This is a genomic window from Chromohalobacter israelensis DSM 3043 (assembly GCF_000055785.1).
GTDB classification, from domain to species: Bacteria; Pseudomonadota; Gammaproteobacteria; order Pseudomonadales; family Halomonadaceae; genus Chromohalobacter; species Chromohalobacter israelensis.
Genome location: NC_007963.1, coordinates 3,431,788 through 3,456,375, shown reverse-complemented (window position 1 = coordinate 3,456,375; position 24,588 = coordinate 3,431,788). Strand labels below are relative to the sequence as shown.

Here is a 24,588-nt window from a genome sequence, read left to right as displayed (position 1 = left end):
CATGGGCTACGATTAACATGAGTATAAAGGTAGGTATTTTTTTGTACCACACTTGTACGAGTGCCGGTTGTCTGGCACTTTAGGATCATGTGGTCGATAGCGACCCGATCCGTAACACCATGTCAAACCAAGGAGGGTGACACATGACGGATGACAAGACCTGCCCGCGCTGTGGTGGTCAAGCCTTCGACATGCCCGACACGGCACGAGAATGGGACGAGGTGACGTGCATCGATTGCGGTGAGTTCATCGATACGCGTCTCGGCTTGGCGGAACGCCAAGCCGAGCACTTGACGCCATTGACCGAGGCCTGCCTCAAGACGCGTGCGATGGCAAGGCACATGGGGATGCGAGCCTGATGCTCCATCGAGCATGCGAAAATCCAATGTCAGGGAGGACATCTGAATGCTGAAAGTGACACTCGACCTGCGTTGCAACGTCTGCCATGGGGAGCGTTTCGTCATCCCCACGGGCGACGAGCAGCTCGACGATATCCGCTGCGCGGACTGTCATGCCTTCAAATGCAAGAGCGATGATCTGGAGCGCGCGATGTCGGCAATCCATCAGACCACGGTGCCGCGCGGCGCCGTGTCACACGAGAAGCTGGTGGGGTAGCAAGACCGGCCGAGGTTCGCATGCGATGCCACTCTTCGGCGAGTTCGGGGAGTGGCATCGTGATATCCGGCCCTTGCATGACCCGGTCGAAGGTTTGCAACGTCTCCTACTTCTCGGCATGCTTGAAGCACACTTCCAATAAAGGCATTTCCCATGGCTCAGCGATCGATGCGTCTCGCCGGTATGGCCTTGATTGCCGGTGCTGGCTTGGCGGCCTCCACTGCGCAGGCTCAGGACAAAGGCACCATCAATCTGGCGTATGTCGAATGGTCTTCTACCGTGGCGTCTACCAACGTGATGCGGGCTGTGCTCGAACAAGCCGGTTATGAAGTCGAGACGTCCTCGCTGTCGGCAGCCGCGATGTGGCAGTCAGTGGCGACTGGAGACACCGACGCGCTGCTGGCCGGTTGGCTCCCGACCACGCATGAGGATTACTACGCTCAACTCAAGGACCAACTGGTCGATACGGGCGTCAACCTGGATGGCACCAAGCTGGGGCTGGTAGTGCCGGCCTATAGCGAGGTCGATTCGATTGCGGACCTCAATGCGCATGCTGACGACTTCGACAACAAGCTCACCGGCATCGACCCGGGGGCGGGGATTATGCGCCTCACCGACAAGGTCATCGAGGAGTACGATCTTGACCTGAGTCTGCAAAGCGGAAGCGGTGCTACCATGACCGCAGCGTTGAAGAGCGCCATCGCCAACGACGAAGAAATCGCCGTGACCGGCTGGACGCCGCACTGGATGTTCGCGCGCTGGGATCTCAAGTACCTGGACGATCCCAAAAATGTCTATGGTGGTGCCGAGCAGATTCATACCATCGTTCGCCAGGGGCTCAAGGAAGACATGCCCGAGGCATATGCCATTCTGGATGCCTTCGAGTGGACCGCCGAGGACATGGGCGAAGTCATGCTGATGAATCAAGAGGAAGACTCCGACCCCTACGAGAACGCCAAGCAGTGGGTGGAGGACAACCAGGCTCTGGTCCAGGAGTGGCTGCCGGCGTCGTAAGTCCCCGATCGAGCTCACAGGGCACGCGGCCCCGGCAACGAAAAAAGCCAACCCCAAGGGGTTGGCTTTTTCGGTGTTTGGTGGAGGCGGGGGGAATTGAACCCCCGTCCGCCGGCACTCACCCATCGGCTCTACATGCTTAGGTCCGTCTTCTGATTTAACGTCCCTGGCTCCGACGGGCAGGATCCAGCGACGCGATTCCTCTAAGTTTTAGCGGCTGACACGAGGACAGGGCCAACCGCGATCCCATCAGTCTGAGCTCGTATCCCATCGGTGATGAATGGGCACATCACCTCCGGGCCGGACTAGAAGCTAGCAGTTGTTACGCTGCCAGCGCGCCCTGAGCGTAGTTGTCGTCGTTTGCGACTATTTAATCGTAACGTTGGATTTACGAGATACGTTACGCTCTCGGCATGCACCTCAGGGATTGTCACCGGCGTCGAAGCCATGTCGCCCCCGTAAAGCGTCCTACAGTCTAACAGGTGGGGACCGTTCTAGGCCAGTTCAACCTCGCTGGCGAAATAAAGCGTCAGTGCGCGCGCATGATGCGGGCCTTTTCGCGATTCCAGTCGCGGGCCTTTTCCGTGGCGCGCTTGTCGTGCAGCTTCTTGCCGCGGACCAGGGCAAGCTCGCACTTGACCAGGTTCTTCTTCCAGTACAGCTTCAGCGGCACGCAGGTGTGCCCCTTGTCCTGGGTGCGCGAGAAGATCTTGGCGATCTCCTTGCGATGCAGCAGCAGCTTGCGCGTGCGCGACGGATCCGCGACGACATGCGTGCTGACGGTGTTGAGCGGGGTGATATGGCTGCCCAGCAACCATGCCTCGCCGTTCTTGATCAGAATGTACGTGTCGGTAAGCTGCGCCTTGCCGGCGCGCAGGCTCTTGACTTCCCATCCGGCCAGCGACAAGCCAGCCTCGAAGGTCTCGTCGATGTGGTACTCGAAGCGAGCCTTCTTGTTTTGCGCGATGGTACTAGAGCCGAGATTGCCTTTTTTCTTGGCCATGGAACCCCTATGTCGCTATGCGCCCTATCCGCTAGTCCCATGAAATGGGGGAAGGCGTGATATCATTCAAGGCCTTGACGTTAACCTTCCATCATACGCGCAAGGCGCAATAAAGTCAGCGGAGTGGTGAATGCCTACGGTTAATCGGTCTGCCTTGGTCAGACATTCCTGCGAGGCGATGTTCGATCTGGTCAACGATTTCGAGAGTTACCCTGAGTTCTTGCCGGGGTGTCGTCGCGCCCGGGTGGTCGAGCACGAAGAAGGGCGCTATCTGGTGGGAGAGATGACGCTGGCCAAGGGGAGCGTGGAGCAGACCCTGGCCACGCGTAACGATCTCTATCCCCACGAACGGATCGAGTTGTCGCTCGACCGTGGGCCTTTCAAGCGTCTAAACGGGCGCTGGTTGTTCACGCCGATGGGCGAGTCGGCCTGTCGGGTGAGCCTTGAAATGGAGTTCGAGTTCTCCAACCGCTTGCTGGGCGTGGCATTCGGCAAGCTGTTCCAGCAGGTCGCCGGCCAGCTGGTGGATGCCTTCACGCGTCGGGCGGATGCACTGTATGGCGCGCAATGACGTGACCGCCCCGCGTATCGAGGTCGAGGTCGCTTATGCCGAGCCACATCGTCAGCGGGTGGTGGCACTGGCCGTGGTACCGGGGACGTCGGCGCGCGACGCCGTGAGGCAGGCGGCGTTGCCGTCTTTGTTTCCCGAGCGGGATGCCGCTTTCTTCGAGCAGGCCCCGCTGGGCATTTTCGGTCAAGTGCTCAAGGCACCGGAGCATCATGTGCTGGAGGCGGGGGATCGTGTCGAGGTCTACCGCGCGCTCGCCCTGGACCCCAAGCAGGCGCGGCTGGCGCGTGCCCGGGGGCGTGGCTGAGCGTATGGCGAGGCGTTATTCTTCCGGACCGTAGCTGGGGCCCATTGCAGCGGCGCCCTCGCCGGGGCCGCTGCCTTCGACGGCGGGGCCGGGACCGCTTTGCGGTGTCAGGTCGACATCGTCTTCGATGTTGCCATGACGATCGATATCGGCCAGCCGGCCGTTCTGGAAGGTCAGCGTGACACGCTTTTCCTCCACATCGTCATAGGCCTCGTCGAGGTAGAAGACGTAGTCCCAGCGGTCCTCGTTGAACGGACCTTTGAGCAGGGGGCTGCCCATGACATAGCGTACCTGCTCCTTGGTCATGCCGGTCTCCAGTTGCGAGACCATGTCCTGGTTGATGAGATTGCCCTGTGCCAGGTCGCGTTTGTAAACGCCGACGTAGCTGCACCCGCTGACGAGCGCCAGGACGACGGAAAAGGTGACTGTTTTAATCAGGTTTTGCATTTGCGCCTATCATTCACTATCGTTGCCTGGGTCGATCATACCTGACCTACCACGATACTGCGAAGAGCAACCGCAACCATGGCCGACCAGAACCATGAACTGCGCAAGGCAGGCTTAAAAGTCACCTTGCCGCGTGTCAAGATCCTGCAAATTCTCGAAAGTACGCAGGACCAACACCATCTCAGCGCCGAAGATGTCTACAAGGCGCTCCTGGACGCGGGCGACGATGTCGGTCTGGCGACCGTGTATCGTGTGTTGACCCAATTCGAAACCGCCGGCTTGGTGATTCGCCACAACTTCGATGGCGGACATGCCGTGTTCGAATTGTCGCAAGAGGAACATCACGATCACATGGTGTGCCTCGAAAGCGGCGAGATCATCGAGTTTTTCGACGACACCATCGAACGCCGCCAGCGCGAGATCGCCGAGGAGCACGGCTTCGAGCTCGTCGATCATGCCCTGGTGCTGTACGTGCGACCCAAGGGCTCCAAGGTGACGCGCCAGGAAGGTGCGGGGCCCGGCAAGAAATAGCCCATGCCCTGTAAAATAGTCTGCCCCGGCAAGATGACAAGAGGCAGGCGGGTGACATGACGAAACCGGCCCCGAGGCCGGTTTCGTCGTTCCAGGGCCAGTGCGCGTCTGTGACGACGCGGCACGGGCTCAGTGCTGAGCGTGCTGGCTGGCGTCGAGCATTTCGCGGGCGTGGGCCAGGGTGCGGTCGGAAAGCTTGACGCCACCGAGCATGCGCGCGAGTTCCCGCACGCGGCCGGCGTCGTCGAGCAACGCCATGTGCGTCAGCGTGGTATCGCGCTCGGCACGCTTCTCGATATGCAGATGGTGGTGGGCCTGGGCCGCGACCTGCGGCAGGTGCGTCACGGTGAGGATCTGCCCCTGCGTGCCGAGACGGCGCAGCAGCTGGCCGACGATCTCGGCGGTGGCACCGGACACGCCCACGTCGACCTCGTCGAAGACCATGCTGGGCACGGTGCTGTGCTGCGCGGCGACGACCTGGATCGCCAGACTGATGCGGGACAGCTCGCCGCCCGAGGCGACCTTGTTCAAGGGACGTGCCGGCTGCCCGGGGTTGGCGCTGATCACGAAGCGTACCTGGTCGAGTCCCTCGGCCTGGGGCGTGTCGCGGGGCTCGACTTCCACGTCGAACGTGGCCTTGCCCAGCCCGAGAAACGCCAGTTGGGCCTGCACGGCCTCGCCGAAGGCGCGTGCCGCCTCGAGACGGGCTTCGCTGACAGCACGTGCCTGCTGGCGATAGGTGTCGCGTGCCTGTTCGACGTCGCGAGCGAGCGCTTCCAGGTCGTTCTCGCCGCCTTCGAGGCCGGCCAGCTCGTCGCTCAGGCGCTGATGCAGGTCGCGCAGTTCCTCGGGCATGACATGATGCTTGCGCGCGATGCGATGGACCTCGCCGAGCCGGGCATCGACTTCCGCCAGGCGCTGCGGATCGAGTTCGGTGGTATCGACGAAGCGATGAAGCTCGCGTGCCGCTTCCTCGATCTGGATGCGGGCGTCTCCCAGCATGCCGAGAGCCTCCGCGAGGCTGTCCTGGGCATTGCCGGGGACGTGGCTCAGTCGGGCGGTGGCCTGGTGCAGCAGCGATAGCGCACCGCCCTCCTCCTGGTCGCAGCAGTCGGCGGCGAACTGGGCGTCGCCCAGAATCTGCTCGAGATTGGCAAGCTGGGTCTGTTCGCTTTCCAGCGTCTCGAGTTCGCCCTCGCCGAGTCCCAGCTGATCCAGTTCCTCGACCTGATAGCGCAGCAACTGGCGACGCGCCTGGATTTCGTCGCCGCTCTCCTGCAGCTCACGCAGTCGCCGTCGCAGAGACCGCCATTCGTGAAAATGCTCGCCGAGGGCGGTGACCGCGTCGCTCTGACCGGCATAGGCGTCCAGCAGGCGCAGATGCGTTTCCTCGCGCAGCAGTGCCTGATGCGCGTGCTGGCTGTGGACTTCGATGAGATGTTCGCCGAGTGCCTTCAGGTCGCTCACCGTGGCGGGCTGACCGTTGATCCAGGCCTTGGAGCGCCCCGAGGCGTTGACCGTGCGGCGCAGCAGGCACTCGTCCTGGGGCAGGTCGCGTGCGTCAAGCCAGGCGCGCGCCTCCGCCAGGTGGGTGATGTCGAAACGTGCACTGACGTCCGCGCGTTCGCGGCCATGGCGCACGCTGCCCGCGTCGGCGCGCTCGCCCAGGCACAGGCCCAGGGCGCCGAGCATGATCGACTTGCCGGCGCCGGTTTCCCCGGTAATGGCCGTCATGCCGTCATGCAGATCCAGATCGAGACGATCGACGATGGCGTAATCACGAATGGCGAGCTGTATCAGCATGAAAACCTCCGGGCGTCGGAAACGAGGCTGATCTCTGTGTGTTTATACAGTAGTTGGCAGGGGGCTTCAATTATCCGTCGGCGAGGGGCGATCGGCATGGCTTGAGATCGTCGTCTGCATCCCCATATAGGGGGACAATTCCTTGTTAGATGCGGCTTCGGGCCGCGCCAGCTGTCAGGAGATACTCATGGCCAAAGACCCGCAGACCCCCACCGACGAAGAGTTGGCACGCGCCGAACGCGATGCCGAACCGCAACCGGGCGACGCGACCGATGACGAGGTCGAACTCGAAGGTGTCGTCGAGGATGTCGAGGCCAGCGAGGCCGATGCCGAAGCGCTCGAAAACCCGGAAGCGGACGCGCTGGCCGCGCGTGTCGAAGAATTGGAGCAAGCGCTGGCGGACGCCAAGGATCAGACGGCACGTGCCGCCGCAGAGGCTCAGAATGTACGCCGCCGTGCCGAGCAGGATGTCGAGAAGGCACGCAAGTTCGCGCTCGAGAAGTTCGTCAAGGAGCTGCTGCCGGTCGTCGACAGCCTGGAAAAGGCACTGGAATCGATGCAGGAAGGTGCCAGCGAGGTGCATCGCGAAGGGGTGTCGATGACGCTCAAGCTGCAGCTCGACGTGCTGGCCAAGTTCGGCGTGGAAGCCGTCGATCCGCAAGGCGAGCCGTTCGACCCGCAAGTGCATGAAGCCATGACCATGGTGCCCAACCCCGAGGTGGAGCCCAACACCGTGATCGAGGTCATGCAGAAGGGTTATCTGCTGAATGGACGCCTCGTGCGTCCGGCGATGGTGGTCGTCAGCCAAGCCGCCAATTGATGGGGCGGGGGAAGGGAATCCATCACTCAGGCCCTTGAAAGGCGTGGCCCTATCCCCCAAATAGACGAACAACGAGGCGGCAGCGCCGCCGACGAAGACGCAACAGTCAAGCAACGTATTTTGAGGTATTCCTATGGGACGCATCATCGGTATTGATTTGGGGACCACCAACTCCTGTGTTGCCATCCTTGACGGCGGCAATGCGAAGGTGATCGAAAACGCGGAAGGCGCTCGCACGACGCCCTCCATCATCGCTTACACCGACGACGGCGAAACGCTGGTCGGTCAGGCTGCCAAGCGTCAGGCGGTCACCAACCCGAGCAACACGCTGTACGCTATCAAGCGCCTGATCGGTCGCAAGTTCAAGGACGATGTCGTCCAGAAAGACATCAAGATGGTGCCGTACACCATCGCCGAGGCCGACAACGGTGATGCCTGGGTCGAAGTGAAGGGCAACAAGCTCGCGCCGCCCCAGGTCAGCGCCGAAGTGCTGAAGAAGATGAAGAAGACCGCCGAAGACTATCTCGGCGAGGAAGTCACCGAGGCGGTGATCACCGTGCCGGCGTACTTCAACGACAGTCAGCGTCAGGCCACCAAGGATGCCGGCCGCATCGCGGGGCTCGAGGTCAAGCGCATCATCAACGAGCCGACGGCCGCGGCGCTGGCCTACGGCATGGACAAGGCGCGTGGCGACAAGACCATCGCGGTCTATGACCTGGGCGGCGGTACCTTCGATATCTCGATCATCGAAGTGGCCGATGTCGACGGCGAGACGCAGTTCGAGGTACTGGCCACCAATGGTGACACCTTCCTGGGTGGCGAGGACTTCGACCTCAAGCTGATCGATTACCTCGTCCAGCAGTTCAAGAGCGACTCGGGCATCGACCTGTCCGGTGACTCGCTGGCCATGCAGCGCCTGAAAGAGGCGGCCGAGAAAGCCAAGATCGAGCTTTCCGCCGCACAGCAGACCGAAGTCAACCTGCCGTACATCACGGCGGACAATACCGGTCCCAAGCACCTCAACGTCAAGGTGACGCGCGCCAAGCTCGAATCGCTGGTCGAAGAGCTGGTCCAGAACTCGCTGGCGCCCTGCAAGACCGCGCTGAGCGACGCCGGTCTGTCCGCTTCCGAGATTGACGAAGTGATTCTGGTGGGCGGCCAGACGCGCATGCCGCTGGTGCAGAAGAAAGTCGCCGACTTCTTCGGCAAGGATGCGCGCAAGGACGTCAACCCGGATGAAGCCGTGGCCGTGGGTGCCGCGATCCAGGGTGGCGTGCTGGGCGGCGACGTCAAGGACGTGCTGCTGCTCGACGTCACGCCGCTGACCCTGGGTATCGAAACCCTGGGTGGCGTGATGACGCCGCTGATCGAGAAGAACACCACGATCCCGACCAAGAAGACGCAGGTCTTCTCCACGGCGGACGACAACCAGACGGCCGTGACCATTCACGTGCTGCAGGGTGAGCGCAAGCAGTCGAGCGGCAACAAGTCGCTGGGTCGCTTCGATCTGGCCGACATTCCGCCGGCGCCGCGTGGCGTGCCGCAGATCGAGGTGGCGTTCGACCTCGACGCCAACGGCATCCTCAACGTCTCCGCCAAGGACAAGGCCACCGGCAAGGAACAGTCCATCGTCATCAAGGCCTCCGGCGGTCTCTCCGACGAAGAGATCGACCAGATGGTCAAGGATGCCGAGGCGCACGAAGCCGAGGACAAGAAGTTCGAGGAGCTCGTGCAGCTGCGCAACCAGGCCGACGGCATGGTTCACGCCGCACGCAAGACCCTCGAGGAAGCCGGCGACAAGGTCGACGCCAGCGAGAAAGAGCAGATCGAGACCGCGATCAGCGAGCTCGAGGAAGCCACCAAGGGTGACGACCAGGAGCATATCCAGGCCAAGCTCGACGCGCTGACCGAAGCCTCCGGCAACCTGGCGCAGAAGATGTATGCCGAGCAGGGTGATGCCGGCGCCGAAGGCGGCGAGCAGCCGGCCGGCGATGGTGCCCAGAAGAAAGAAGACGACGTGGTTGACGCCGAGTACGAGGAAGTCAACGACGACCAGAAAAAGCAGTAACCACGACGTCTGATGCTCGCATCGCGGCAGCGCGGGGGATGATCTCCCGCGTTGCTGTTTGCGCAGCGCCGACACGGAGGCGGACCATCCATGTCCAAGCGTGACTACTACGAAGTATTGGGCATCGAACGGGGGGCCGATCAGAAAGAGATCAAGAAGGCCTACCGTCGACTCGCCCAGAAGTACCATCCGGATCGCAACCCGGATGACGACACCGCGGCCGAAAAATTCCGCGAGGTCTCCGAGGCTTACGAAGTCCTCACCGACGAAGAAAAGCGTAGTGCCTACGACCAGTTCGGTCACGCCGGTGTCGACGGCCAGGCCGGTGGCGGCTTTGGCGGCGGCGGTTTCGGCGGCGGCGCAGGCGGTTTCAGCGATATCTTCGGCGATGTATTCGGCGATATCTTCGGTGGCGGTGGCCGGCGCAATCCCAACGCCCCGCAGCGTGGCAGCGATCTGCGCTACAACCTGGAGCTCGACCTCGAGGATGCCGTTGCCGGCACCACGGTCGATATCCGCGTGCCGCGCCACATCGAATGCGAACACTGCGACGGCGACGGTGCCGAGCCGGGCTCCACCAAGGAGACCTGCCCGACCTGTCACGGCCAGGGCCAGGTACGCATGCAGCAGGGCTTCTTCGCCGTGCAGCAGACCTGCCCGACCTGTCATGGCGCCGGCCAGACCATCAAGGTGCCGTGCCGCAAGTGCCATGGCGAAGGGCGTGTCCGCGAGACGCGTACCTTGTCGGTGAAGATTCCCGCCGGCGTGGATACCGGCGACCGGATTCGTCTCAACAACGAAGGCGAGGCCGGGCTCAATGGCGGCCCGCCCGGGGACCTCTACGTCCAGGCGGCCATCAAGCCGCACCCGATCTTTGAGCGCGATGGGCGTCACCTGCAGTGCGAGGTGCCGATCAACTTCATCGACGCGACCCTGGGGGGCGAGCTGGAAGTGCCGACCCTGGATGGCCGGGTCAAGTTGAAGATTCCGCCGGAAACGCAAACCGGCAAGATGTTCCGGCTCAAGGGCAAGGGCGTCAAACCGGTTCGCGGCGGCCCGCCGGGTGATCTGCTGTGCAAGGTCGTGCTGGAGACGCCGGTCAACTTGAGCGACGAACAGAAGGACTTGCTGCGCCAGTTCCAAGACAGCCTGGACGGCAGCAACAGCCATCACTCGCCGAAGAAGACCAGCTTCTTCGATGGCGTGAAGAAGTTCTTCGAGGACATGAAGCCGTAAGGCAGTGTCCTCGATGGCACGTTCGAGGCCCCGCGCTCCGCAAGGAGGCGGGGCCTTGTCGTGTCGCTTCCCGCAGAATTTCGATCGGATACGAGAATTGTTCCCATCCGCAGTGATATCATGGCCGTATCCTCAGGGCCGTGCATCGTCGCGCCCGCTCGCTTGAAAGACGCTCAAGGACGCTCATGAATAACGTCGCGGATCGGCCGCTGGCCGGCATCGTGCTTCGGCTGCTGTCGGGCATTCTCTTCACCGGGATGATGGTGTGCGTCAAGGCGGTGAGCACGCAGGTGCCGCTGGGCCAGACCGTGTTCTTCCGTTCGGCCTTCGCGCTGCTGCCGATCGTGATCTTCATGACCTGGCGGCGTGAATTTCCCCGGGCGCTGGCGACGCGCAAGCCGTTGGGGCACCTGGTGCGCTCGGGCCTGGGGGCGGCGGCGATGTTCGCCTCCTTCGCGGCGGTGGCGCGGCTGCCGGTGGCCGAGGCGACACTGCTGGCGCAGCTGTCGCCGGTGGCCATGGCGGTGGGCGGCGTGCTGCTGCTTGGCGAGCGCTTCACTCTCCACCGGGCGGCAGCCTTCGCGCTGGTGCTGGCGGGTGTGGCGGCGCTGGTAGTGCCCGACCTGGGCGAGTCCCGGGGACAGGTGCTGGGTTACGGCCTGGGCGTGCTGGCCGCGCTGCTGACGGCGGGCGCACTGGTGACGGTGCGGCGTATCTCGCGTACCGAGACGGCCGCTTCGATTGCCTTCTACTTCGTGCTGGTCACGGCGCTGGCGGGGCTCGCCACGTTGCCGCTTGGCTGGGTGGCGGTCTCGGGGCCGACGTTGGCGCTGCTGGTGCTGGCGGGGTTGTTCGGCGGCGCCGCGCATATCTGCATGACCCTGGCGCTACGCTACGCCGAGGTCTCGCGCCTGGCGCCCTTCGAGTACGTGGCGCTGATCTGGCCGGTGCTGGCCGATCTGCTGATCTTCGGGCTGCCGCTCTCCGGCGGCTTCCTGGTGGCCCTGCCGCTGGTGCTGGGCGGGGCGGCCCTTGCGGCGCTGGAAGGGCGGCGTCTCAGACGGCCTCTTCGACAATGAGCTGAGGGCGTCCCTTCGAGCAGCGCTCGATGCGTGCGGTGACATGATAGACGCGATACAGCAGCTCGGGGGTGACCACTTCCTCGGTCGGACCGCAGTTCACCAGCGTCCCGTTCTGCAGTACCAGTGCCTGGTCGGTGAAGCGCAGCGCGTGGCCCAGGTCGTGCAGCGCGGCGATCACCAGCATGCCCCTTTCCTTGGCCAGTCGGCGCAGGATCGACAGCAGTTGGATCTGTCGATGCAGGTCCAGCGCCGAGGTCGGCTCGTCGAGCAGCAGCACCTCAGGGTTCTGCACCAGCGCCTGGGCCGCGCCCACCATCTGCCGCTGGCCGCCGCTCAGGTCGCCGATGTCGCGCTCGCCGAGCGCGACAATGCCCAGCTCGTCCAGGGCGCGATCCACCTCGGCCAGATCCTCGGGCTTCACGTTCAGGCGCCGGCCCTGCATGCGTGCCAGCAACACCGACTCGTAGACCGTCAATACTGCGTTGACGCCGGTTTCCTGGGGCATGTAGGCCACGGGGCGCTCGCGGGTGGCGCCCTCGAGACATACCGTGCCGCCGCCGTCGAGCAGCCCGAAGATGCGCCGGAAGAGGGTCGACTTGCCCGCGGCATTGGGGCCGAGCACTGCCACCACCTGGCCGCCCTCGAGAGGCGGCGTGGTGATCTCCGAGAGGATGCGGCGGCGGCCGTAACTGGCCGAAAGTCCGTCGAGCGTGAGCGTTACCATGAGGCCTTCTTGTTGCTGAGGACGAGGAACAGGAAGAAAGGAATGCCGACCAGCGAGGTGATGATGCCGATGGGGATGACGGTGCCCGGGATCAGCACCTTCGACAGCACCGAGCCGATGGACAGGATCAACGCGCCGCACAGTGCCGAGCCGGGCAGGAAGAAACGCTGATCCTCGCCCAGCAGCAGGCGGGCGATATGCGGCCCGACCAGGCCGATGAAGCCGATGGTGCCGACGAAGGCCACGGCGATGGCGGCCAGCAGCGAGACGAGTACCAGCACTTCCAGGCGCAGCGCGCGGGGCTTGACGCCCAGGCTCTCGGCCTTGGCATCGCCGAGGCGCATGGCGGTCAGCGCCCAGCCGTGGCGAGCCAGTAGCGGCATGACCGTGGCCAGCACGCCCAGCGCGATCCACAGCTTGGGCCAGGTGGCCTTGGTCAGGCTGCCCATGGTCCAGAACACCACTGCGGAGACGGCCTGCTGGCTGGCGAAGAACTGGATCAGCGCCATCAGCGAGTTGAAGATGAAGACCATGGCGATCCCCAGCAGCACGATGGTCTCGATGGTCACCCCGCGCCGCATGCTCAGCGCATGGATCGCGAAGGCGGTCAGCATGGCCATGACGAAGGCGTTGATCGGGATCACGTAGTCGACCGCGGCAGGTACGATGACCACGCCGAAGGCCAGCGCCAGGGCAGCGCCGAAACTGGCGCCGGCGGAGATCCCCAGGGTGAAGGGGCTGGCCAGGGGGTTGCTGAGGATGGTCTGCATCTGGGCGCCGGCCACCGACAGGCTGGCCCCGACCACCAGCGCCATCAGTGCCACCGGCATGCGAATTTCCCAAAGGATGACGCGGGCCTGCAGGCTCACGTCATCCGGGGAGAAGAGCGCGGCGAGCACTTCGCCCAGGCTGAAACGGGCCGGGCCCAGGGCCAGATCGACGCACAGGCTGAGGAACAGGGCCAGCGCCAGGGCGGCGAGGATCAGCTGGCGGCGCAGTACCAGGGCGCGATAGAAGGTGCGTCCTTCCTCGGGGGCAGACTGTTCGGACGGCAGGATATCGGCGCCGGTGTGCATGTCAGTCACCCTTCAGCGAGACCCAGTAGCCCGGCACGTAGTCCACCGGCAGGAAGCGTTCGTGCAACTCCCGCAGCGTCGCCTCGGGGTCGAGGTCGGCGAACAGCTCGGGGTGGAACCACTTGGCCAGCCGCTGCACGGCGACGAAGTAGTAGGGGCTGTTGTAGAACTGGTGCCAGATGGCGTGAAAATTGTCGGTCTGCACGGCGTCGATGCCGGCCATGGCGGTGCGCTCGGTGAGCCCTTCGAGCTTGGTCCGCGCGGCCGCCAGGTCGGCGCCGGGGCCCACGCCCACCCAGTCGCCGCCGGGCACGTAGGCGTCCCAGTGGCCGCCGGTCACGACCACCTGTTGCGGGTCGGCGGCGATGATCTGCTCCGGGTTCAGCCGGCCGAAGGTGTTGGGAATGATGCCGTCGGCGATGTTGCTCCCCCCGGCGAGCTCGACGTATTTACCGAAGTTGCCCGGGCCGAAGCTCATGCAGCAGTCGTCGGAATAGCCGCCGGCACGATCGATGAAGACCCGGGGACGCTGGGGGTCGGCAGTTTCGATGGTCTCGGCGACGCGCGCCATCTGGGCCTGTGAATAGTCGATGAAGGCCTCGGCCCTTTCTTCCTCGCCGAGTAGCCGGCCGATCAGTCGCATGGAAGGCGTCGTGTGTTCGAGCGGCGCCTCGCGGAAGTCCACGTAGACGATCGGGATGCCCAGTTCGGCCAGCTTGTCGTCGTAGGCGGCGTCCTCGGTGGCGGCCTTGGCCTCCAGGTTCATCAGCACGACGTCGGGCTGTAGCGCAGCAGCCTGCTCCACATCGAAGGTGCCGTCCTTGAAGCCACCGAAGGTGGGGATCTGCTTCATCTCGGGAAACTTGGCGGCATAGGCGGCGTAGTTGTCCGGATCGGCCTGCGAGAAGTCCTCGCGCCAGCCCACCACGTGCTCGAAGGGGGTCTCCGGCTGCAGCGCGCCGAGCAGATAGATCTGGCGCCCCTCACCGAGAATCAGGCGATTCACGGGAGCGTCGACGGTGACCTGGCGGCCGGCGACGTCAGTGACGGTGATCTCTTCGGCCAGCGCGGTCGTGGCAGCGAGGGTGAGGACTGCGCCGGCGGCGGCTTTGAATAGTGAGGTGAGCATGAGCGGTGTCGGGCTGGTTATCTGATTTGGAGACGATGAGAGATACTAATCGATAGCACCTCTTTTTGCGACTCATTGTTGTTCGCATTTGGCTGTCAGTATGCCTGCAGCGCCGGGGCGCGTCGAGCCGTGACCGATCCTCTGAGGGCTTGGAGTCCCGTGCTGACGAACGGAGCGTTGCCGGTGGGCGGCGGGGGCGCATGCCATAATGGCATGTTCATTGGGCGGCTATCCCGCTAGGAGGTGTTCATGCCTGTTTCCCACGCCGTCGTGCCGACGACATCCGGTTCGCGGTATATCAATCGTCTGTGCAAGCACTGGCAACACAAGTTGAATGTCGCTCATGACGAGCACCAGGGGCGTGTCGAGTTCGACACCGGTGTATGCCGACTGCGTGCCGAGCCCGATGCACTGCACCTGTCCCTGGAGGCGGTCGATGCCGAGGCCCGTGAACATCTCGAGCACGTGGTGGCCGTGCATCTGGTGCGCATGGCCAGCCGCGAGGACGTGGACGTGGCCTGGCGGCGCGACGACGCCTGAGCGGCACAGCGCGGTGCGGGGCATCGGTGATGTGACGAGAGCGAGAGGCGATTTGGTATACTCTCCGGCATTCATCGACACGTAACCGCAAGGAGTCCACATGACGCGTATCGCCATTGTCGGCGTCGCCGGACGCATGGGCCGTACCCTGGTCAATGCCGTACAGCAGGATCCCGAGGCCAGCCTGGGCGGTGGCATCGTCGAGCCCGGCAGCTCGCTGGTCGGTGCCGACCTGGGTGAGCTCGCCGGTGTGGGGCGCCTGGGCGTGAACGCCACGGACGATCCGGCCGCTATCGCCGATGCCTTCGACGTCCTGATCGACTTCACCGCACCCCGGGTCACGCTGGCCAATCTGGCGTTTTGCGCCGAGCATGGCAAGGCGATCGTGATCGGGACCACCGGCTTGTCCGACGACGAACTGGCCGAGCTCGACGGTTACCGCGAGCGGGTGCCCATGGTGTTCGCGCCCAACATGAGCGTCGGCGTCAATCTCACTCTCAAGTTGCTGGAAACCGCCGCCCGAGCGCTGGGTGACGAGGGCTACGACATCGAGGTGAGCGAGGCGCATCATCGTCACAAGGTCGATGCCCCCTCCGGCACCGCGCTCAAGATGGGCGAAGTGGTGGCCAAGGCCTTGAGCCGCGATCTCAAGGAGGACGGTGTCTTCGAGCGTGTCGGACAGTGCGGTCCGCGCGGCGACAAGGAGATCGGGTTTGCCACCGTGCGCGCGGGCGATATCGTCGGGGAGCATACCGTGATGTTCGCCACCGAAGGCGAGCGGATCGAGATCACCCACAAGGCATCCAGCCGCATGACGTTTGCCAAGGGCGCGGTGCGTGCCGCACGCTGGGTGGCGTCGCGTGGCAACGGGCGTTACGACATGCAGGATGTGCTTGGCCTCAAGGGGTAGCCTATCGCGCGCAATTCGCGTATCATCGAGTCAATTTGGCCTAGTGAATGCATGGACGGCCACAGGGATTCCGAGCGAACGACAACAAGCGGGATGAAACCGGACTTCTTTCAGGTTTCGTCCCGCTTTTTTACGACCCGCGTGTCGCTTGCGGAGTGCGAGGGCATCCGCAAAGGCCGCATGTCGAGACTCTCAGTGCTCCTTGAATTCGAGGGGTCGGTTGCGGCCGGCCCCGGCCCAGACTCGCGCATGACAAGGGGAGGACGTTGCGTTGATCAGACCCGCGATATTGGCCTTGGAAGACGGCAGCGTATTTCATGGCAGTGCCATCGGAGCCGATGGGCAGACCAGTGGTGAGGTGGTCTTCAATACGGCCATGACTGGCTATCAAGAAATTCTCACCGACCCCTCCTACACGCGACAGATCGTCACCCTCACGTATCCGCATATCGGCAATACCGGCATCAATGCCGAGGACATCGAGTCCGCCGCCATCGCCGCGGCCGGCCTGGTGATTCGCGACTTGCCGCTCGTCGCCAGCAACTTCCGCAGCGAAGAAAGCCTGGATGCGTACCTCAAGCGCAACGGCGTGCTGGGCATCGCCGACATCGATACGCGGCGGCTGACCCGGGTGCTGCGCGACAAGGGGGCGCAGAACGGAGCGATTCTGGCGGGGGTCGATGCCGAAGGCGACGCCGCCGTGGAGCGCGCGCTGACGGCGGCACGCGCCTTCCCGGGCCTCAAGGGCATGGACCTCGCCCAGGAGGTGAGCTGCCGCGAAACCTATGAGTGGAGCGAGGGTGAGTGGTCGCTGGGCAGCGGTTACGCCGATGCCTCGCAGGGCGAGCGCCCCTACCACGTGGTGGCGTACGATTACGGCGCGAAGTTCAACATCCTGCGTATGCTAGCTTCGCGCGGCTGCCGCTTGACGGTGGTGCCGGCACGCACCCCGGCCGTCGAGGTGCTGTCGATGCAGCCGGATGGCGTCTTCCTGGCCAATGGGCCGGGCGATCCCGAGCCCTGTGATTACGCCATCGAGGCGATCCGCGAGGTCATCGCTGCCGATGTGCCGCTATTCGGCATTTGCCTGGGCCATCAACTGCTGGGGCTGGCCTCCGGTGCACGCACGGTGAAGATGAACAATGGCCATCACGGCGCCAATCACCCGGTCGAGGACCTCGACAGCGGCCGCGTGATGATCACCAGTCAGAACCATGGCTTCGCGGTCGACGAGGCGAGCCTGCCGGCCAACGTGCGGGCCACGCACCGCTCGCTGTTCGATGGCACCTTGCAAGGCATCGAGCGCACCGACTGCCCGGCGTTCAGCTTTCAGGGGCATCCCGAGGCCAGCCCTGGTCCGCGTGATGTCGCGCCGCTGTTCGACCGCTTCATCGCGCTGATGCAAGCCCGTCGTTGAGCCACCGTCGCCTCCGCGAGAGGCGGCGCACCGTCGCACCGTCGTTTGTCACCTAGTCTAGCGGGAATCGTCATGCCGAAACGTACCGACATCCAGAGCATCCTGATCATCGGCGCCGGGCCCATCGTCATCGGGCAGGCGTGCGAATTCGATTATTCCGGCGCCCAGGCCTGCAAGGCGCTGCGCGAGGAAGGCTATCGCGTCATCCTGGTCAACTCCAACCCGGCGACCATCATGACCGACCCGGTGATGGCGGACGCGACCTATATCGAGCCGATCACCTGGCAGGCGGTGGCCAAGATCATCGAGAAGGAGCGTCCCGATGCCATCCTGCCGACGATGGGCGGGCAGACCGCGCTCAACTGCGCGCTGGATCTCGACAAGCACGGCGTGCTCGAGACGTACGGCGTGGAAATGATCGGGGCCAATGCCGCCGCCATCAACAAGGCCGAGGATCGCGACCTGTTCGACAAGGCGATGAAGAACATCGGCCTGGAGTGCCCCAAGGCCAAGGTCGCCCATCGCATGAGCGAAGCATGGGAAATCCAGGGCGAACTGGGCTTTCCGGTGATCATTCGCCCGTCCTACACCATGGGCGGCTCCGGCGGCGGGGTGGCCTACAACAAGGAAGAGTTCGAGGAGATCTGCACGCGCGGCTTCGAGCTCTCCAACAACCACGAGCTGCTCATCGACGAGTCGCTGCTGGGGTGGAAGGAATACGAGATGGAGGTCGTTCGTGACAAGAACGACAACTGCATCATCGTCTGCGCCATCGAGAACTTCGACCCCATGGGCGTCCACACCGGCGACTCCATCACTGTCGCCCCGGCGCAGACGCTGACCGACAAGGAATACCAGATCATGCGTGACGCCTCGCTGGCGGTGTTGCGCGAGATCGGCGTGGAGACCGGCGGCTCCAACGTGCAGTTCGGCGTCGACCCGCAGACCGGCCGCGTGGTGGTCATCGAGATGAATCCGCGCGTCAGCCGCTCCTCGGCGCTGGCCTCCAAGGCGACCGGCTTCCCGATCGCCAAGATCGCTGCCAAGCTGGCGGTCGGCTATACCCTGAACGAGCTGCAGAACGACATCACCGGCGGCAAGACGCCGGCGTCCTTCGAGCCCTCCATCGATTACGTGGTCACCAAGATTCCGCGTTTCACCTTCGAGAAGTTCCCGCAGGCCAACGACCGCCTGACCACGCAGATGAAGTCGGTGGGCGAGGTGATGGCGATCGGCCGGACCTTCCAGGAGTCGCTGCAGAAGGCCCTGCGCGGCCTGGAAATCGGCGCCGACGGTCTCGACCCCAAGGTGACCGAGTTCAACGAGGCCGGCATGGCCTTGATCAAGGGCGAGCTGCAGGCCGCCGGGGCCGATCGCATCTTCTTCGTCGCCGATGCCATGCGCGCGGGAATGAGCGTGGAAGAGGTCTTCGCGCTGACCAATATTGATCGCTGGTTCCTGGTGCAGCTCGAGGAACTGGTGCGCCTCGAGCAGCAGCTGGCCAGCTGCTCGCTGAGCGAGCTGTCGGCGGCGACGCTGTTCCGGCTCAAGCGCAAGGGCTTTTCCGATGCGCGCCTGGCCACGCTGCTGGGCGTGTCCGAGAAGGAGTTCCGCAAGACGCGTCAGAAGCACGGCATTCGTCCCGTCTACAAGCGGGTCGATACCTGCGCGGCGGAGTTCGCCTCCAACACGGCCTACATGTACTCCACCTACGAGGAGGAGTGCGAAGCCGAGGTCAGCGACCGCCAGAAGATCATGGTGCTGGGCGGCGGGCCCAACCGCATCGGCCAGGGTATCGAGTTCGACTACTGCTGCGTGCACGCGGCGCTGGCCATGCGCGAAGACGGCTTTGAAACCATCATGGTCAACTGCAACCCGGAAACCGTGTCCACCGATTACGACACCAGTGACCGCCTCTACTTCGAGCCGGTGACCCTCGAGGACGTGCTCGAGATTGCCGACAAGGAGAAGCCGGCCGGGGTGATCGTGCAGTTCGGCGGCCAGACGCCGCTCAAGCTGGCACGCGAGCTGGAGGCGGCGGGCGTGCCGATCATCGGCACCACGCCGGATGCCATCGACCGGGCCGAGGACCGCGAGCGCTTCCAGCAGATGATCGACAAGCTGGGGCTCAAGCAGCCGCCCAATGCCACCGCGCGCAGCTTCGAGGATGCCTTCGCCAAGGCCGAGAAGATCGGCTATCCCTTGGTCGTGCGTCCGAGTTACGTGCTCGGCGGGCGGGCCATGGAGATCGTCTATGACGCCGCCGAGCTGGAAGGCTACATGACCCATGCGGTCAAGGTGTCCAACGATTCGCCGGTATTGCTGGATCATTTCCTCAATGCGGCCATCGAGGTCGATATCGACGCGGTCAGCGACGGCGAGCAGGTGGTGATTGGCGGGATCATGCAGCACATCGAGCAGGCCGGCGTGCATTCCGGCGACTCGGCATGCTCGCTGCCGCCCTACTCACTGCCGGCCCACGTGCAGGACGAGATGCGCGACCAGGTCAAGCGCATGGCGCTGGAACTCAATGTCGTGGGGCTGATGAACGTGCAGCTGGCCTGGCAGGACGACGAGATCTACGTCATCGAGGTCAATCCGCGCGCTTCGCGGACCGTGCCGTTCGTGTCCAAGTGCATCGGCACGTCGCTGGCCCAGGTCGCGGCGCGCTGCATGGCGGGCAAGACGCTCGGCGAGCAGGACTTCACGCTGGAGCGCATTCCCGGCTACTACAGCGTCAAGGAAGCCGTCTTCCCGTTCAACAAGTTCCCGGGCGTCGATCCCATCCTGTCGCCGGAGATGAAATCCACCGGCGAGGTGATGGGCAGCGGCGTGACCTTCGCCGAGGCCTTCTACAAGGCGCAGCTCAGCGCCGGCGAGGCGATTCCGAGGCTGGATGGCGAACGCAAGGCGTTTCTCTCGGTGCGCGACCCGGACAAGCGCGAGATTATCGAGGTGGCGCAATTTCTGCTAGCATTGGGGTTCAGCCTGATCGCGACCCGTGGTACCGCCATCGCCCTCGAAGCGGTTGGTCTCCCGGTCAAGGTCGTCAACAAGGTCTATGAAGGCCGCCCGCATATCGTCGACATGCTCAAGAACGACGAAGTGGCCTATATCGTCAATACGACCGAAGGCCGCCAGGCGATCAGTGACTCTTCCGTGATCCGCCGTACCGCACTTGCCCGCAAGGTCCCCTATGCCACGACGTTGGCGGGGGCGCGAGCCGTGTGTATGGCGCTTGAGTATGGAAACGAGATTACCGTACGGCGGCTGCAGGAATTGCATGCAGGAGCAAGCACATGAACAAGGTCCCGATGACCGTCGCAGGTGAGCAGAAACTGCGTGAAGAGCTCGAGCAGCTCAAAGGCGAGGAGCGTCCTCGGGTGATCAATGCGATTGCCGAAGCGCGTGAGCACGGCGATCTCAAGGAAAATGCCGAGTATCACGCGGCGCGCGAGCAGCAGGGGTTCATCGAGGGACGTATCCAGGAGATCGAGAGCAAGCTGTCCGCGTCGCAGGTGATCGACGTGACCAAGCTGCCCAAGACCGGCAAGGTGATCTTCGGCGTGACGGTGGATTTGATCAATCTCCACAACGACGAGGAAGTTCGCTACCGAATCGTCGGCGAGGACGAGGCCGACATCAAGGCGGGCAGGATTTCCGTGACCTCGCCGATCGCGCGCGCCCTGATCGGCAAGGAAGAGGGCGATACCGTCCTGGTGCGTACGCCGGGAGGCGATGTCGAATACGAAATCGCCGGCGTCGAGCACCTCTGAGCAGGTGCTACGTGCTGCGAGCCAAGAAAAAGTCCGCGACGATGTCGCGGACTTTTTTGTACGCCGGGCGAACGCCCAGGCTTGCGCTAAGTGCCTCAGCGCCGCCCGTGGTGGTTCTCGAAGCGCTGGATGTTGGAAAGCTTGGGGTTGACCCTGGGGTTGTGGCGGTAGAGCAGCACGACCTTGCCGATGGTCTGGACGAGCTCGCTGCGGCTGGCCTCGGCGAGCTCGGCGGTCACGGCGTTGCGCGCTTCGCGGTCGCCGATGGCGAGTTTGACCTTGACCAGCTCATGGTCTTCCAGGGCGCGAGCGAGCTCGGCCATGACGCCCTCGGTCAGCCCGTTCTCCGAGACCGTCACCACGGGGTTCAAATGGTGGCCGATGCTGCGAAATGCTTTCTTTTGTGCCTGTGACAAGCTCATGGTATCGTGACTATTCCGGGTTGGCGGACACTCGGCGCAGATGGCCGAGGGCGTTATCTGAATGCGACGAGGCCGCATGCCGGCGCAACGCTGGATGTCGTCCTGGCCTCGCGGACAGTACGTGAGGTGGCGCCGAGAAAAGATAGAACGCGCCATGTTACGGGGAAAGCGGCGCCTTGGAAAGGCCGTGCCGCCCGCCCAGCTAGCCCTCCCTGCCTTCCGGAAGATTCTCAACCGTTATCGACTTAGGTGATTCGTGGCACGTTCCTCGCACACCAGCAAGAGCTCGGCCTCCTGGCTCAAGGAGCATTTCGACGACCGTTACGTACAGCGCTCGTGGCAGGACGGCTATCGCTCGCGGGCCAGTTACAAGCTGCTGGAACTCGATGCCAAGGACGCATTGCTCAAGCCGGGCATGACCGTGATCGATCTGGGCGCGGCACCGGGAGGCTGGAGTCAGATCGCTGCCGACAAGGTCGGCGACAAGGGCTGTGTCATCGCCTCCGACATCCTGGAAATGGATGCGCTGGCCGGCGTGACGTTCGTCCAGGGTGACTTCACCGAGATGGAGGTGCTGGAACAGATCCTCGTCGCTCTGGAAGGCCGTCGCGTCGACCTTGTCATGTCCGATATGGCCCCCAATATGAGTGGTATGGCGGCCATCGATCAGCCCCAGGCGATGTACCTCGTCGAGCTGGCGCTGGATCTGGCGCGTCAGACTCTGTCGCCTGGCGGGCGCTTTCTGGCCAAGGTCTTCCAGGGAGAAGGGTTCGATGCGTATTTGAAGGAGCTGCGCGGCAGCTTCCGCAAGGTAGTGACTCGCAAGCCGGAGGCATCGCGTGCCCGTTCGCGTGAAGTCTACTTGCTTGCGGAAGGATTCCACGGCTGAGCATGCGCCCAAGGCGCACTCACCACGCGGTTATCGGCTCGATAGTCGTAATGACTTGGTAGTCGACACGCCTCATGTGGTGTAGTGTCCAACCTATGGTCCTGCTTGGCAGACAGTTGCATGCAATGAGGGTATTCCCTTGAACGACATGGCGAAGAACCTGATTCTCTGGTTGGTCATCGCGGCGGTATTGCTGACGGTGTTCAACAACTTCAGCGTCGACAGCTCACCTCAGGCGATGAGCTACTCGCAGTTCGTCCAGCAGGTGCAGAACGACCAGATAGAAAGCGTGACCATCGAAGGCTACACCATCAACGGTGAGCGTGAAGACGGTACGCAGTTCCAGACGATCCGTCCGGCGGCCGAAGACCCCAAGCTGATGGACGACCTGCTGGCGCATGACGTCAGCGTGATCGGCAAGAAGCCCGAGGAGCAAAGTCTGTGGACGCGCCTGCTCGTGGCCAGCTTCCCGATCCTGATCATCCTCGCGATCTTCATCTTCTTCATGCGTCAGATGCAAGGTGGCGGCGGTGGCAAGGGCGGCCCGATGAGCTTCGGCAAGTCCAAGGCCAAGCTGCTGACGCAGGATCAGATCAAGACGACCTTCGCCGATGTCGCCGGCTGCGACGAGGCCAAGGAAGAAGTCGAGGAACTCGTCGACTTCCTCAAGGACCCCAGCAAGTTTCAGCGGCTGGGCGGGCAGATACCGCGCGGCGTGTTGATGGTGGGGCCTCCGGGGACGGGCAAGACCCTGCTGGCCAAGGCCATCTCCGGTGAGGCCAAGGTCCCGTTCTTTACCATTTCCGGCTCGGACTTCGTGGAAATGTTCGTCGGCGTGGGGGCCTCGCGTGTTCGCGACATGTTCGAACAGGCCAAGAAGCAGGCCCCGTGCATCATCTTCATCGATGAGATCGATGCCGTGGGTCGTCATCGTGGCTCCGGCATGGGGGGCGGTCACGACGAGCGCGAGCAGACGCTCAACCAGTTGCTGGTGGAGATGGACGGCTTCGAAGCCAACGACGGCATCATCGTGATCGCGGCCACCAACCGCCCCGACGTGCTCGACCCGGCACTGCTGCGTCCCGGCCGCTTCGACCGTCAGGTGACCGTGGGGCTGCCCGACATTCGCGGACGTGAGCACATTCTTGGCGTGCACCTGCGCAAGGTACCGCTGGCCGACGATGTGCAGCCGAGCTTCATCGCTCGCGGCACGCCTGGCTTCTCGGGCGCCGATCTGGCCAACCTGGTCAACGAGGCCGCCTTGTTCGCCGCGCGTCGCAACAAGCGCCTGGTGGGCATGGACGAGCTCGAGATGGCCAAGGACAAGATCCTGATGGGCTCCGAGAAGCGCTCGATGGTCATGTCCGAGAAAGAGAAGAGCAACACCGCGTACCACGAGTCGGGCCATGCCATCATCGGGCTGCTGATGCCCGAGCACGACCCCGTCTACAAGGTGACGATCATCCCGCGCGGGCGTGCCCTGGGTGTCACCATGTTCCTGCCCGAGGAGGATCGCTACAGCCTCTCTCGGCAGCAGATCATCAGTCAGATCTGCTCGTTGTTCGGCGGCCGCCTCGCGGAGGAAATGACCCTGGGGCCGAATGGCGTCACCACCGGGGCGTCCAACGACATCAAGCGCGCCACCGAACTGGCCCACAACATGGTCGCCAAGTGGGGGCTCTCGGAAGAGATGGGCCCGCTGATGTACGACGAGGACGAGTCGCATCAATTCCTGGGCGGCGGCGGCCAGGGCGGCGGCAAGCTGAAGTCGGGCGAGACCACGACGCGTCTCGACAAGGAAGTGCGCAGGATCATCGACGAGTGCTATAACAAGGCGCGCCAGATCCTGGAAGACAATCGTGACAAGCTGGACCTGATGGCTGAATCGTTGATGCAGTACGAAACCATCGATGCCAACCAGATCCGCGACATCATGGAAGGTCGCAAGCCGCGTCCGCCGGAGGACTGGGACGACAAGGGGCCGACGACCGGCTCGGGGTCGACCGCAAATCCCTCTGCCGACGATGAAGCCGAAGGGCAGGGCGACGAAGAAGGCGACACCAGTCGTCGTCCCTCGGATCCCCTGGGTGGGCCGGCGGGGCACTGATCGCGCCTGGCCCCTCCCCTGCGCGACGGGCGCCGCATTGCGGCGCCCGTCGTCGTTGGGGCGTGCTTACACCGGTAATCCCGCATGCTAGAGTAAACGTTTGA

General features: G+C 63.7%; 24 protein-coding genes and 1 other RNA gene. 17 read left to right on the top strand and 8 right to left on the bottom strand.

Features of this window, described 5'->3' with window-relative positions; genetic code table 11:
• The first annotated feature begins 143 nt into the window (after positions 1–143).
• The 3 genes from CSAL_RS15725 (at position 144) to CSAL_RS15715 (ending at position 1,629) form a co-directional block, all read left to right on the top strand.
• On the top strand, positions 144–359 hold the full coding sequence (locus tag CSAL_RS15725; protein WP_043558684.1) for a hypothetical protein: 216 nt from the start codon (positions 144–146) through the stop codon (positions 357–359).
• A 46-nt stretch (positions 360–405) separates the two neighbouring features.
• Positions 406–615 (top strand): hypothetical protein, encoded by a 210-nt coding sequence (locus CSAL_RS15720; protein WP_043558679.1) that lies wholly within the window; start codon positions 406–408, stop codon positions 613–615.
• 153 nt (positions 616–768) lie between these two features.
• Positions 769–1,629 (top strand): glycine betaine ABC transporter substrate-binding protein, encoded by an 861-nt coding sequence (locus CSAL_RS15715; protein ID WP_011508392.1) that lies wholly within the window; start codon positions 769–771, stop codon positions 1,627–1,629.
• 78 nt (positions 1,630–1,707) lie between these two features.
• Here CSAL_RS15715 and ssrA read toward each other — a convergent pair.
• Both ssrA and smpB read right to left on the bottom strand, forming a co-directional pair.
• Positions 1,708–2,087, bottom strand: a transfer-messenger RNA (tmRNA) gene (gene ssrA / locus CSAL_RS17330).
• A gap of 71 nt (positions 2,088–2,158) precedes the next feature.
• Complete coding sequence (gene smpB / locus CSAL_RS15710; RefSeq protein WP_011508391.1) at positions 2,159–2,632, bottom strand: SsrA-binding protein SmpB; 474 nt, start codon at positions 2,630–2,632, stop codon at positions 2,159–2,161.
• 130 nt (positions 2,633–2,762) lie between these two features.
• Here smpB and CSAL_RS15705 point away from each other — a divergent pair, with 130 nt between their 5' ends.
• Together CSAL_RS15705 and CSAL_RS15700 are read left to right on the top strand one after the other, a co-directional pair.
• Positions 2,763–3,203 (top strand): type II toxin-antitoxin system RatA family toxin, encoded by a 441-nt coding sequence (locus tag CSAL_RS15705; RefSeq protein WP_011508390.1) that lies wholly within the window; start codon positions 2,763–2,765, stop codon positions 3,201–3,203.
• Positions 3,190–3,507 (top strand): RnfH family protein, encoded by a 318-nt coding sequence (locus CSAL_RS15700; protein WP_050934550.1) that lies wholly within the window; start codon positions 3,190–3,192, stop codon positions 3,505–3,507. The genes CSAL_RS15705 and CSAL_RS15700 overlap by 14 nt, the downstream gene beginning before the upstream one ends.
• 15 nt (positions 3,508–3,522) lie before the next feature.
• On the opposite strand, the gene CSAL_RS15695 is transcribed toward CSAL_RS15700, so the two are convergent.
• Positions 3,523–3,954, bottom strand: coding sequence for an outer membrane protein assembly factor BamE (locus tag CSAL_RS15695; protein ID WP_011508388.1), 432 nt, complete (start codon positions 3,952–3,954; stop codon positions 3,523–3,525).
• A 78-nt stretch (positions 3,955–4,032) separates the two neighbouring features.
• Here CSAL_RS15695 and fur point away from each other — a divergent pair, with 78 nt between their 5' ends.
• Positions 4,033–4,485, top strand: a complete 453-nt coding sequence (gene fur / locus CSAL_RS15690; protein WP_011508387.1) for a ferric iron uptake transcriptional regulator — start codon at positions 4,033–4,035, stop codon at positions 4,483–4,485.
• 129 nt (positions 4,486–4,614) lie between these two features.
• Here the strand turns inward: fur and recN are convergent, their stop codons facing one another.
• Positions 4,615–6,288 (bottom strand): DNA repair protein RecN, encoded by a 1,674-nt coding sequence (gene recN, locus CSAL_RS15685; RefSeq protein WP_011508386.1) that lies wholly within the window; start codon positions 6,286–6,288, stop codon positions 4,615–4,617.
• A gap of 187 nt (positions 6,289–6,475) precedes the next feature.
• On the opposite strand from recN, the gene grpE reads away from it, so the two are divergent.
• From grpE to CSAL_RS15665, 4 genes are all read left to right on the top strand, one after another.
• Complete coding sequence (grpE, locus tag CSAL_RS15680; RefSeq protein WP_011508385.1) at positions 6,476–7,108, top strand: nucleotide exchange factor GrpE; 633 nt, start codon at positions 6,476–6,478, stop codon at positions 7,106–7,108.
• Positions 7,109–7,241: 133 nt separating this feature from the next.
• On the top strand, positions 7,242–9,176 hold the full coding sequence (gene dnaK, locus CSAL_RS15675) for a molecular chaperone DnaK (protein WP_011508384.1): 1,935 nt from the start codon (positions 7,242–7,244) through the stop codon (positions 9,174–9,176).
• Positions 9,177–9,266: 90 nt separating this feature from the next.
• Positions 9,267–10,412, top strand: coding sequence for a molecular chaperone DnaJ (gene dnaJ, locus CSAL_RS15670; protein WP_011508383.1), 1,146 nt, complete (start codon positions 9,267–9,269; stop codon positions 10,410–10,412).
• A gap of 185 nt (positions 10,413–10,597) precedes the next feature.
• Positions 10,598–11,491 (top strand): DMT family transporter, encoded by an 894-nt coding sequence (locus tag CSAL_RS15665; protein ID WP_011508382.1) that lies wholly within the window; start codon positions 10,598–10,600, stop codon positions 11,489–11,491.
• Here the strand turns inward: CSAL_RS15665 and CSAL_RS15660 are convergent.
• Genes CSAL_RS15660 through CSAL_RS15650 form a run of 3 tightly spaced genes read right to left on the bottom strand, consistent with a single transcriptional unit; the run spans position 11,469 to position 14,423 of the window.
• On the bottom strand, positions 11,469–12,218 hold the full coding sequence (locus CSAL_RS15660) for an ABC transporter ATP-binding protein (RefSeq protein WP_011508381.1): 750 nt from the start codon (positions 12,216–12,218) through the stop codon (positions 11,469–11,471). The two genes, CSAL_RS15665 and CSAL_RS15660, sit on opposite strands and share 23 nt — an antisense overlap.
• Positions 12,212–13,294 (bottom strand): FecCD family ABC transporter permease, encoded by a 1,083-nt coding sequence (locus CSAL_RS15655; protein WP_011508380.1) that lies wholly within the window; start codon positions 13,292–13,294, stop codon positions 12,212–12,214. The genes CSAL_RS15660 and CSAL_RS15655 overlap by 7 nt, the downstream gene beginning before the upstream one ends.
• A 1-nt stretch (position 13,295) precedes the next feature.
• Positions 13,296–14,423, bottom strand: a complete 1,128-nt coding sequence (locus tag CSAL_RS15650) for an ABC transporter substrate-binding protein (protein WP_011508379.1) — start codon at positions 14,421–14,423, stop codon at positions 13,296–13,298.
• 249 nt (positions 14,424–14,672) lie between these two features.
• On the opposite strand from CSAL_RS15650, the gene CSAL_RS15645 reads away from it, so the two are divergent.
• From CSAL_RS15645 to greA, 5 genes are all read left to right on the top strand, one after another.
• Entirely contained in the window at positions 14,673–14,963 is a 291-nt protein-coding gene (locus CSAL_RS15645) for a DUF2218 domain-containing protein (RefSeq protein ID WP_011508378.1), read from the top strand.
• A 100-nt stretch (positions 14,964–15,063) separates the two neighbouring features.
• Positions 15,064–15,873, top strand: coding sequence for a 4-hydroxy-tetrahydrodipicolinate reductase (gene dapB / locus CSAL_RS15640; RefSeq protein ID WP_011508377.1), 810 nt, complete (start codon positions 15,064–15,066; stop codon positions 15,871–15,873).
• A 271-nt stretch (positions 15,874–16,144) separates the two neighbouring features.
• Positions 16,145–17,290: a glutamine-hydrolyzing carbamoyl-phosphate synthase small subunit gene (carA, locus tag CSAL_RS15635; protein WP_011508376.1), complete on the top strand. Its 1,146-nt coding sequence runs from the start codon at positions 16,145–16,147 to the stop codon at positions 17,288–17,290.
• Between the two features lie 72 nt (positions 17,291–17,362).
• Positions 17,363–20,593: a carbamoyl-phosphate synthase large subunit gene (carB, locus tag CSAL_RS15630; RefSeq protein ID WP_011508375.1), complete on the top strand. Its 3,231-nt coding sequence runs from the start codon at positions 17,363–17,365 to the stop codon at positions 20,591–20,593.
• Positions 20,590–21,066, top strand: a complete 477-nt coding sequence (greA, locus tag CSAL_RS15625; RefSeq protein WP_011508374.1) for a transcription elongation factor GreA — start codon at positions 20,590–20,592, stop codon at positions 21,064–21,066. Before carB ends, greA begins: the two co-directional genes overlap by 4 nt.
• A gap of 95 nt (positions 21,067–21,161) precedes the next feature.
• Here greA and yhbY read toward each other — a convergent pair whose 3' ends face one another.
• Positions 21,162–21,488 carry a ribosome assembly RNA-binding protein YhbY gene (gene yhbY, locus CSAL_RS15620; RefSeq protein WP_011508373.1) on the bottom strand — a complete coding sequence of 109 codons (327 nt, stop codon included), beginning with the start codon at positions 21,486–21,488 and terminating at the stop codon, positions 21,162–21,164.
• Between the two features lie 256 nt (positions 21,489–21,744).
• On the opposite strand from yhbY, the gene rlmE reads away from it, so the two are divergent.
• Together rlmE and ftsH are read left to right on the top strand one after the other, a co-directional pair.
• The gene (rlmE, locus tag CSAL_RS15615; protein WP_011508372.1) at positions 21,745–22,377 is read left to right on the top strand and encodes a 23S rRNA (uridine(2552)-2'-O)-methyltransferase RlmE; all 633 of its coding nucleotides are present in this window, start codon (positions 21,745–21,747) and stop codon (positions 22,375–22,377) included.
• Positions 22,378–22,516: 139 nt separating this feature from the next.
• A complete protein-coding gene (gene ftsH / locus CSAL_RS15610; protein ID WP_011508371.1) occupies positions 22,517–24,484 on the top strand; it encodes an ATP-dependent zinc metalloprotease FtsH in 1,968 nt (655 codons plus the stop codon).
• Positions 24,485–24,588: the final 104 nt, after the last annotated feature.